The 9,923-nt window shown below is 61.5% G+C and carries 8 protein-coding genes and 1 riboswitch; of the genes, 6 read left to right on the top strand and 2 right to left on the bottom strand.

The annotated features are described in order from the left end of the window. Positions 1-63: 63 nt before the first annotated feature. Complete coding sequence (locus tag CKO36_RS09295) at positions 64-879, top strand: glutaminyl-peptide cyclotransferase (protein ID WP_200283779.1); 816 nt, start codon at positions 64-66, stop codon at positions 877-879. Positions 880-900: 21 nt separating this feature from the next. Here CKO36_RS09295 and CKO36_RS09290 read toward each other — a convergent pair whose 3' ends face one another. Continuing rightward, positions 901-1,398: a GlcG/HbpS family heme-binding protein gene (locus CKO36_RS09290; protein WP_242469496.1), complete on the bottom strand. Its 498-nt coding sequence runs from the start codon at positions 1,396-1,398 to the stop codon at positions 901-903. Between the two features lie 112 nt (positions 1,399-1,510). On the opposite strand from CKO36_RS09290, the gene CKO36_RS09285 reads away from it, so the two are divergent. Next, a complete protein-coding gene (locus CKO36_RS09285) occupies positions 1,511-2,428 on the top strand; it encodes a sulfurtransferase (RefSeq protein ID WP_242469495.1) in 918 nt (305 codons plus the stop codon). Between the two features lie 4 nt (positions 2,429-2,432). Further along, positions 2,433-4,427 (top strand): putative bifunctional diguanylate cyclase/phosphodiesterase, encoded by a 1,995-nt coding sequence (locus CKO36_RS09280; RefSeq protein ID WP_200283777.1) that lies wholly within the window; start codon positions 2,433-2,435, stop codon positions 4,425-4,427. Positions 4,428-4,511: 84 nt separating this feature from the next. Here CKO36_RS09280 and CKO36_RS09275 read toward each other — a convergent pair whose 3' ends face one another. After that, positions 4,512-5,093 carry a superoxide dismutase gene (locus tag CKO36_RS09275; protein ID WP_200283776.1) on the bottom strand — a complete coding sequence of 194 codons (582 nt, stop codon included), beginning with the start codon at positions 5,091-5,093 and terminating at the stop codon, positions 4,512-4,514. A 113-nt stretch (positions 5,094-5,206) separates the two neighbouring features. Between CKO36_RS09275 and CKO36_RS09270 the strand changes: the two genes are divergently transcribed. The 3 genes from CKO36_RS09270 to CKO36_RS09260 form a co-directional block, all read left to right on the top strand. Then, positions 5,207-6,991, top strand: coding sequence for an N-acetylglutaminylglutamine amidotransferase (locus CKO36_RS09270; RefSeq protein ID WP_200283775.1), 1,785 nt, complete (start codon positions 5,207-5,209; stop codon positions 6,989-6,991). 25 nt (positions 6,992-7,016) lie between these two features. After that, a riboswitch (cobalamin riboswitch) is annotated at positions 7,017-7,280 on the top strand. Positions 7,281-7,370: 90 nt separating this feature from the next. After that, positions 7,371-9,248, top strand: coding sequence for a TonB-dependent vitamin B12 receptor (gene btuB / locus CKO36_RS09265; RefSeq protein ID WP_200283774.1), 1,878 nt, complete (start codon positions 7,371-7,373; stop codon positions 9,246-9,248). A 275-nt stretch (positions 9,249-9,523) separates the two neighbouring features. Then, on the top strand, positions 9,524-9,923 hold a 400-nt coding region (locus CKO36_RS09260; protein WP_200283773.1), incomplete at its 3' end, for an RRXRR domain-containing protein.

The following is a 9,923-nucleotide window of genomic DNA, read 5'->3' as shown; positions in this document are numbered from 1 at the left end:
TGCGTAAGTTCTAAAATGTTTCAGGTCTATCGCCCGGTCTTCGCCAACCTTCTTGTGCTCGCGATGCTTCTACCTAGCTGTGTGCAGGCGGATGCAGCGTCGGTGGTGGCGCCGGAGATTCTGGGGGAGCTGCCGCATGATGAGCAGGTGTTTACCCAGGGGCTTTTTCTGCATCAGGGCCGGTTCTATGAGAGCGCTGGCCTGCGTGGTCAATCGCATCTGCGGGTGACGGAGCCGCAGAGCGGCCAGTTGCTTGCGGTGCATTGGCTGCCGCCGATGCTGTTTGCTGAGGGGGCGGATCTTTGTGGGCAGGAGGTGGTGCAGCTGACCTGGACCAGTGGGCGGGCGTTGCGCTACCAGCTTCTGGAGACTGGGGCTGCGGGCTCGGACTCTGACTCTGACTCTGACTCTGACTCCGATTCTGGTGCTGACGCTGGGCGTTTGCGGCCGACGGGGGCGTTCCACTACCAGGGGCAGGGCTGGGGGATTGCCTGCACAGGGGATCAAGTGGTCACCAGCGATGGCAGTGCAACGCTGCGGTTTCGTGATCGCAACACCTTTGAGCCGCAGCGCGCGCTGCAGGTGACGGACGCTGGCCGCCCGATCACGCGGCTGAATGAGCTGGAGTGGGTGGATGGATTCTTGTTGGCGAATGTCTGGCAACGTCCGCGCATTGCCGTGATCGATCCCGACACCGGCGAGGTGCGTCTATGGCTGGATTTGTCCGAGGCTGTGCGTCGCAGCGGTCGGACCGGGCCGCGTTTTGTGCTGAACGGCATCGCCTGGGATGCCGAACAGCGCCGCCTGTATGTGACGGGCAAGAACTGGCCGCGCATCTATTGGGTGGCCTGGCCGGGCGTGGCAACAGATGAGCCGTAGTCACCGCAGAGTGCGAACGGGTCAGAGCGACAGTTCCAGATCGTCCTGAATGGCTGCAATACCGGCGCGGGCGCAGGCTTCGTCGGTTTCACCGCTGGGGGCGCCACTGACTCCGACGGCGCCAAGCAGGGTGCCACCGGCTTCGATGGTGAGGCCACCGGCGGACATGATCAAAAACGGCTGCCGGCCCACGCCGGTGTCAGCGCGGGATTCAAGCGCGGAGGTGGCGGCGTTGAAGTTGGCGGCGGTGTAAGCTTTCTTATAGCTGATCGGCACGGTAATCGGGGCTGCGATGGTGTCGCGCAGCTGGGCTTGAATGACACCATCGCGATCCACCACGGTCACACCGATCTGAATGCCTTTGTCGCGACAGGCCTCAATGGCGCCCTGGGCAACCTGTTGGGCGCTAGCGAGCGTGAGCCGTTTGACGCTGATGGTCATGGGGTCGTCTGCGGCCAGTGTGGCTTGGCCGAGCAGGCTGATGGCGAGGGCGGCGGTTAGTGTGGGTAAAGCTTTCATTCGAGGACTCCTCATTGGGTCAGACCATTGTTTTGCGGCTGTTCGTGACCGGAATCTATAGTAGGCTAAAGGTTAGGGTCTCGGTCTTCGCAAATCAACGCTGGAGGTCTGTATGCTGCCATCAGTATCTGTTTTCATGGCGCGCGGGGCGCGGGTTCCGGTCTGGCTGGGGGTTGCCCTGGTGCTTGCGTGCTGGGCCGCGCCAGGTTTGGCTGAGTCCTTGCGTGTGGCACCTGAGTGGCTAAAGGCGCATCTCGATCAGCCGGGGTTGGTGATCATTGATGCGCGTCCCCCGAAGGACTATGCGCAGGGGCATATTCCGGGCGCGGTGAATTTCCCCGAGCGCGCGACCTACAGTGATCGCCAGCGCAACGGGCGTATTACTGAGCCGCGGGTGATGCAGGAGCAGCTGCGTGATCTGGGCATCACCCGGGATGCGCCGACCATTGTCTACGACGATGGCAAACTGCTGGAGGCGGCGCGCGTCTTTTGGGCACTTGAGGTCTATGGTCTGAAGGATTTGCAGCTACTCGATCAGGGCTTTGCGGGTTGGCAGGCGAGTGGGTATCCACTCTCGACCGCTGAGGCGAGGCCCGCGCGCAGTCAATACATCGCCGAACTCGACCCGCGCCGCATTGCGACGCGCTTTACCACGCAGCTGGCCATCTCCAATCCCGCGCAGTTGATCGTTGATGCGCGCACGTCCGAGGCGTATGAGGGGCAGGTGTCCAAGGCGCAGCGTTATGGGCATATTCCATCGGCGATCAATGTGCCGGTGCATGAGCATCTGGCAACGGCGCCGGATGGCTCGGCGCTGCGGGATCTTGATGCACTCGCGGCGCTCTATGCGAAGGTGCCCAAGGACTCTGCGTTGGTGCTGTATTGCGACATTGGTCGCGTGTCGTCGGTCAACTATATTGCCTTGCGTGAGCTTGGTTATCAGGTTGTGAACTACGACGGTTCCTGGCTGGAGTGGGGCAACGATCCGAGCTTGCCGATTATCGGACCGGACGGGCAGCCGGATCCCTAAGGCGATGTGGCAAAGGCTCAGTATTCGCACCCAGCTGCTGCTGCTGGTGGGGCTGTTGCTGACGCTGGTCACCCTGCTGGTGTTGGGGCTGACTTACGCGCTGGATGTGCGCGATCGCCAGGCCATGGCGGTTGAGCAGGCGACCACCCTGCATCGGGCGTTGCGCCAGGATCTGATCAAGGTGCTGCTGGATTCCTCGGTTGATCAGCATGCCAACATGAGCTTTCGTCTTGCTGGCTTTCAGCCGCTCGATGAGCTGATGTTGTTTGATCGCACCGACCAGCCGGTCTATCGCTATCTGCGCGAAGACGCGAACTCGGTTCTGCCCGCGCATCCATTCGCTGCCGCCGCGCCTCGGATCAGTCGCACGCATCTGTCGCTGTGCGAAGCGCTGGACATTGGTCATCTGAACCAGGCCGCCCGCTTGGGCACGGCCTGTTATGCCCTTGATCTGGCGCGTTACCACACCGGGCTGCGGCAGCGCATTCTGACGCTGCTGGTCTTGTATCCGGCGGCGCTGCTGCTCGGGCTGTTATTGGCGCTGTGGGTGGGAGGGTTTTATACCCGGCCGTTTATTGATCTGGCGCGCACCATGCGCAGCAATGACCCGCGTGCCAATCGCTTCACCACCGCGCAGACCGTGGCGCGCAATGAGGTTGCCGAGCTGTACGCCGGTTATAACACCATGATCGGGCAGATCACCCGCTCCACGGAGGAACTGCGCTATCTGAGCTATCACGACACCCTGACCGGATTGCTGAATCGCTATGGCTTCAACCAGGCGCTGGAGCCTTTGCTGGGCGAAGGGGAGGGTGAGCATGCGCTGGTGCAGATTGACCTGGATCTGTTCAAGCTGGTCAACGACAGTGCTGGCCAGTTGGCGGGCGATCATCTGCTCAAACAGGTTGCACAACTGTGTCGCGATCACTGGCCGGCGCCGAACGTCCTGGCGCGCATCGGCGGCGATGAGTTCTTCGCACTGCTGCCCAACTGTGATGAAACCCGCGCGCGGCAGGATACCCGCCGACTGTTGGATCGCATTGGCGAGTTGCGGTTTCGCTGGGAGGCCTTCGCCTTTGATATGACCGCGAGTGCTGGTGTGGTGGTGTTTCAGCCGTTGGAATACAACCGCGATGGGCTGATGACGGTGGTGAATTCGGCGCTGAAACAGGCGCGGCTGCGCGGACATAATCAGATCGATTGCCATCGTGCGGACACCGAGCGCCAGCGGCGCGAAAGTGCCGAGCGGCTCGCCGCCAGCGCTATCAAGGAAGCCTTGCGACAGGGGCCGGCGCGGTTCGAGCTGTTTGCCCAGCCGATTGTGCCTCTGACTGAGCCGACCGGGAACAATTACGAAATCCTGTTGCGCCTGCGCAGCAGCACTGGCGAGCTGATGTCACCTGGGCTGTTTCTGCCGGCGGCGGAGCAGTATCAGCTTATGAGTGCAATCGACCAATACGTCTTTGCGGCCTTTTTTGCCGCCATGGAACAGCATCCCGCCCATCTGGAGGCGCTGGGATTCGCCAGCATCAATCTCTCCGGCAGTACGCTGACACACCCGGATTTTCAGGCCTGGTTCGGAGATCTGCTGGCGCAGCAGGACTTTCCCTGGCACAAACTGGTGGTGGAGGTGACCGAAACCTCGGCGATTGGCAATCTGCCTCAAGCCTCGGATTTTATTGCCCGCTGCCGTGCGGCCGGGATCAAGGTGGCGCTGGATGATTTTGGCACCGGGCTGTCGTCATTTGAGTATCTGAAGTCGCTGCCCTTTGATCGCATCAAAATCGATGGCAGCTTCATTCGCGACATGCTCACCGATCCGGTCGATCACGAAACCGTGCGCTATATTCATCAGATTGCGCGCTTGCGCCAGCAGCGCACCATTGCCGAGTTTGTTGAGACCGAAGAGCAGCTCGCGGCGCTGCGAGCCATCGGAATAGACTATGGGCAGGGGTATTTGCTTGGCCGACCGCAGCCCTTGGTGGAGCAGTTGACCTGAAGCGCGCCCGTTTGGCACGCCGTTCAGCAGGAGACAGCGGGCATGACAACTGCTGTCGCAGTCGCCATGCGCGTGCCAGAGGGATCAGCCGGCAAAATTCTGCGCGACAAAGTCCCAGTTGATTTTGTCCCAGATGGCTTCGAGATACTTAGGCCGGGCATTGCGGTAGTCGATGTAGTAGGCGTGCTCCCAGACATCGACGGTCAGCAGGGCGGTTTTGCCTTCGGTCATGGGGGTGGCGGCGTTGGAGGTGTTGGTGATCTCGACGCTGCCATCGGCGTTCTTCACCAGCCAGGTCCAGCCGGAGCCGAAATTGCCGGCCGCCGAGGCTGAGAACTGCTTCTTGAATTCATCAAAGCTGCCAAACTTGGCGTTAATGGCCTCGGCCAGCGCGCCGCTGGGAGCACCGCCGCCGTTGGGGCTGAGACACTGCCAGTAGAAGCTGTGATTCCAGACCTGGGCAGCGTTGTTGAAGATGCCGCCGGAGGCTTTTTTGATGATGTCTTCGAGCGCCAGACTTTCAAACTCAGTGCCGCCGATCAGATTGTTAAGATTGGTGACATAGGTCTGATGGTGCTTGCCGTAGTGATACTCGAGGGTTTCGGCGGAGATGACCGGCTCAAGGGCGTTTTTCTCGTAGGGCAGGGCGGGCAGTTCGTGTGCCATGATAGACCTCCAGAGGGTGAAATGATCTTTGTGCTGACAAGGTAGGTATCGCTGCCGGGAACTCAAGGGTCGGGCGGACAAATCGGTGGATCGAGCTTTGCGGGTGATTGATTGTGTGCGGAATCTGTGGTGAATTGAACTTCGACGGGGCGCCAGCGGACCTGGGGCGCATTGCGCGCATGATGGAGCGGCTTACGCCGCGCGGGCCGGATCATGGCGGCAGTTACAGCGATGGCGCGCTGGGATTGGGGCATCGACGGCTGTCGATTATCGATCTGTCGGTGCGCGCCAATCAGCCGATGGTGGATCAGTGCCTGGGACTGGCGCTGGTGTTTAATGGCACGATTTACAACTACCCGGACCTGCGGGCGCAATTATGCGACCTGGGCTATGGGTTCTTTTCCGGCGGGGATACCGAGGTCATCCTGAAAGCCTGGCACGCCTGGGGTGAGGATTGTGTGGCGCGCCTGGATGGCATGTTTGCCTTTGCGCTCTGGGATGCCAACCGGCGCGTGCTATTCCTTGCGCGGGATCGCTTCGGGATTAAACCGCTGTATTGGACGCGCGATGCGCACCGCCTGCGCTTTGCTTCCAACACCCAGGCGTTGCTGGCCGGCGGTGAGGTGGATACTGAACTGGATGCGGTAGCGCTGCATCATCTGTTCACCTTGCATGCTGTTGTGCCCGCGCCGCGTACCGTGCTCAAAGGCGTGCGCAAGCTGGAACCGGCGCACTGGCTGCGAATCGATGCCGAGGGGCGCGAGCAGGGTGCGTGTTACTGGCGCCTGAATGCAACCCGCGAGCGGGTGGCGCGCCGCGAGTCGGACTGGGTTGCGGCGGTTTATGACCAACTCATGCAGGCGGTGCGCAAACGTCTGGAGATCGCCGATGTGCCGGTTGGGGTGTTGCTCTCCGGTGGGCTGGACTCCAGTCTGCTGGTGGCGCTGCTGGCCGAGGCCGGCGCGCGTGATCTGATGACTTTCTCGGTCGGCTTTGAAGACACACCTGAGGAGGCCGGCAGCGAGTTTCTCTATTCCGATCAGGTGGTGGCGCGCTATGGCACCCGCCATCATCGCTTTCTGGTGCCCAATGCCGAGGTGCTGCGACGGCTGCCCGAGGCGGTTGATGCCATGGCCGAGCCCATGTTCGGCCAGGATGCGGTGGCCTTTTATCTGCTCGCCGAGCAGGTGTCGCGCGAGATTAAGGTGGTGCAGTCGGGGCAGGGCGCCGATGAGGTGTTCGGCGGCTATTTCTGGTATCCGCGCATCGCCGCCGAGACGCAAGGCTCAGCGGTTGATCGGCTGCGGCGGCATTATTTCGACCGCGATCATGACGAGTATCTGCGCCTGGTCACCGCGCCCTATGCCGGGGATGACTACACCGAGGCGCTGTTGGCAGCCAAGCTCGCCGAACCGGACGCGGATGAAATCATTGATGCCGTGCTGCGCCTGGATGTGACCACCCTGATTGTCGATGATCCGGTTAAGCGGGTCGATAACATGACCATGGCCTGGGGGCTGGAGGCGCGGGTGCCTTTCCTGGATCATCATCTGGTGGAACTGGCCGCACGTTGTCCACCGGGGCTGAGATTGCAGGATGACGGCAAATTCCTGCTCAAACAGGTGGCGCGCGGCCGACTGCCGGATGCCGTGATCGACCGGCCTAAGGGCTATTTTCCCATGCCGGCGCTCAAATATGTGCGCGGCGAGTTCCTCGACTTTATGCGCGATATTTTGCACTCACAGAGTTGTCGCGAGCGCGGACTCTACCGCCGCACGATGATTGATGAACTGCTCGACGCCCCCGATCAGCATCACACCCGCATCCAGGGCAGCAAGCTGTGGCAACTGGCCTTGCTGGAGTACTGGTTGCAGCGATTGGCGGGGCAGGGCATTTGACGCCCAACACCCCCAAGGCTTAGGCTAAAACCCTATGGATGCTAGGTGATTCGCACTCTGCTGAGAGCATTGCAGCGCGAATTGAAACGGGAAGCCGGTTCAGCGATATGACCTGTCGCGACTCCGGCGCTGCCCCCGCAACGGTAGTCGAGCAGCGATGGTGACCGAGGCCACTGTGGTAGCCGGTGTAACAACCGGCGCGATGGGAAGGCGTCGCCATCCGGACTTGTCCTGGTCGGACTTGTTCCAGCTCGAGAGCCCGGAGACCGGCCTGCATTCGGGGTATGGCGGCGTTTTTGTGTCCCCTTGAGGCGTGATGCCGTCCAGGCATGTCGGTATCAAAAGCCCCAGCGGGAGCGCGGGGCGGGACCAAAACTCCATGAATCATTCCTTTGGCGGGCGCTGGCTGCCCGTTGCGCTGGTGAGCGCTTTACCCACTACGATCCTACCCATCATGACCCTTGCAGCGGTCGAAGATCCCACCACGCTTGATCCGCTGGTCGTCACGGCGACGCGCATGCCGGAAACCACTCAGCAGACATTGGCTTCGGTCACCGTCATTGAGCGTGCCGAGTTGGAGCAGCGCCAGTCGCGCACCATGACCGATGTGTTGCGTGGTCTGCCGGGGGTGGCGCTGAGCAGTTCCGGCGGCCCCGGCCAGCCGGTGTCGCTGTTTTTGCGTGGCACCGAATCTGATCACACCCTGGTGCTGATCGATGGGGTCAAGGTGGGGTCCGCCACCCTGGGGTCGGTGCCCTGGCAGAACATCCCGGTTGAACAGATCGAGCGCATTGAGGTGGTGCGCGGTCCGCGCTCCAGCCTGTACGGCTCCGAGGCCATTGGTGGCGTGGTGCAGATTTTTACCCGCAAGGGCGTTGATGGTACCACCGGGGGCCCGCTCCAGGCGCGCCTGTCGGTTGGTGCCGGCACTTATCAGTCGCTGCAGGGGCATCTTGGTTTGTCGGGCGGCCACGCCGGCGTCTGGTTCGATGCTGGTCTGGGTGTTGAGCGCAGCGAAGGCTTTAATGCCTGCACCGGCGTCGCGAATCTCGCCGGCTGCTTTGTCGATCAGCCGGATCGCGATGGCTATCGCAACGACAATGCCTCGCTGCGGGCGGGCTATCGCTTTTCAGAGGCATTGGAAGTGGACATCCATGCGCTGCGCTCCACCGGCGATACCCAGTATGACGGCAGTCCCTATGCCGGCAATGACAACCGAACTCTGCTGCAAGTGGCGGGGGTGAATCTGGCGCTGCGTCCGCTGGCGTCGTGGTCGAGTCAGCTGTCACTGGCCCGCACCTGGGACAATTCGAGAATTTTTTTCGATGCGGATCAAGTCAACCACTATGACACGCGCCGCGACAGTCTGAGCTGGGTGAATCATCTCGGCCTGGCCAGCGGACAACAATTGGGATTTGGGTTGGATTATCAGCGTGATCGGATCGATACCGAACCTGAGTATACCGAGAACTCCAGGCGCAATCTCGGGGTCTTTGGCGAGTATCTGGGCGAATTTGGCTCCCAGGATTTGCACCTGAGCCTGCGCCATGACGACAACCAGGCCTTTGGCGGTTACACGACCGGCAGCCTGGGGTGGGGCTATTGGCTGGCCAATGGTTGGCAGCTCACCGCCTCCTGGGGCACGGCCTTTAAGGCGCCCACCTTCAATGAGCTGTATTATCCGGGGTTTGGCAATCCGGATCTCGATCCGGAAACCGCCTGGAGCGGCGAGCTGGGGCTCAATGGTTTGCATCCCTGGGGCGACTGGGGGCTGAGCTTGTATCAGACCGATGTCGATCAGCTGATTGCCTTTGATGCCACCACCTCGGCGCCGGCGAATCTCGATTCGGCGCGCATTCGGGGTCTGGAGCTGTGGTCTAGCGCGCGCCTGGCCCACTGGGATCTAATGGCCAATCTGACCCTGCTCGATCCGCTTAATACGTCACCGGGTGCCAATCATGGCAAGCAGCTCGCGCGCCGTCCGCAGCAGAGTTTGCGCTTGGATGCGGATCGGGACTTGGGGCGCTTCGCGGTCGGCGGTACCTTGACCTATGCTGGGCGCCGCTATGATGATTTTGCCAACCAGACCCGGCTCGATGGCTTTACGTTGGTGGATCTGCGCGCTCAATATGCTTTTAGCCGCACGCTGTGGTTGCAGGGGCGCCTTGAAAACCTGTTCAATCAGTCGTATGAAACAGCGGCTTATTACAATCAGCCGGGGCGAACGCTGTTCGTCACCCTGCGTTATGCACCCTGAGGATCGGTCAACTACCCCGGCCTGAAGGCCGGAGCTTGAAAGAGCTGGGTTGACCAGGGAAAGCGGTGAAAATCCGCTGCGTTTGCAACAGGTCGTCAAGACCCACTCCGGGATGCTTCCTCAGTCCCGGACTCTGGAAGATCAGGATCATGCGGGCGAAAGGCAAAGCGCCGAAGGTTTTGATCGCCGCCGCCAGGCGGGAGCCGGTTGCCGACCTTCCCGAGGGGAGCGAGCCGTCAGGCTCCGTCACCAGGCCCGTAAGGGCAGGAATTGAAATGGCTGTCTTCGTCCTCGACAAACAGAAGCGTCCGCTGATGCCGTGCACGGAGAAACGCGCGCGGCTGTTACTGAAGCACGGACGTGCCGTGGTGGTGCGTCTGGCTCCCTTCACCATTCGGCTCAAGGATCGCATCGGCGGTAAGACTCAGCCGCTGCGCCTATCGCTCGATCCGGGCAGCAAGACCACAGGGATTGCATTGGTGCGCGATGTTGAGCGTATCGACCCCGACACGGGTGAGGTGTACCGAGACGCGCCTGTGCTGTGGTTGGCGGAACTGACCCATCGTGGCGCCCGGATTCGTGAGGCGCTGACAACCCGCCGGAACTTCCGTCGCGCGAGACGCCACCGCAAAACCCGCTACCGGGCGCCGCGCTTCCTCAATCGCACCCGTCGCG

The sequence above is a fragment of the Rhabdochromatium marinum genome (genome assembly GCF_016583795.1).
GTDB lineage: Bacteria > Pseudomonadota > Gammaproteobacteria > Chromatiales > Chromatiaceae > Rhabdochromatium > Rhabdochromatium marinum.
Note: the sequence above shows the minus strand (reverse complement) of the source record. Positions and strands in the feature narration are given on the sequence as shown.

Bases quoted from the DNA above. Each gene is read 5' to 3' on its own strand.
- CKO36_RS09280 (WP_200283777.1), top strand. From the start codon at position 2,433: ATGTGGCAAAGGCTCAGTATTCGCACCCAGCTGCTGCTGCTGGTGGGG.
- btuB (WP_200283774.1), top strand. From the start codon at position 7,371: ATGAATCATTCCTTTGGCGGGCGCTGGCTGCCCGTTGCGCTGGTGAGC.
- CKO36_RS09295 (WP_200283779.1), top strand. From the start codon at position 64: ATGCTTCTACCTAGCTGTGTGCAGGCGGATGCAGCGTCGGTGGTGGCG.
- CKO36_RS09285 (WP_242469495.1), top strand. From the start codon at position 1,511: ATGCTGCCATCAGTATCTGTTTTCATGGCGCGCGGGGCGCGGGTTCCG.
- CKO36_RS09275 (WP_200283776.1), bottom strand. From the start codon at position 5,093: ATGGCACACGAACTGCCCGCCCTGCCCTACGAGAAAAACGCCCTTGAG.
- CKO36_RS09290 (WP_242469496.1), bottom strand. From the start codon at position 1,398: ATGAAAGCTTTACCCACACTAACCGCCGCCCTCGCCATCAGCCTGCTC.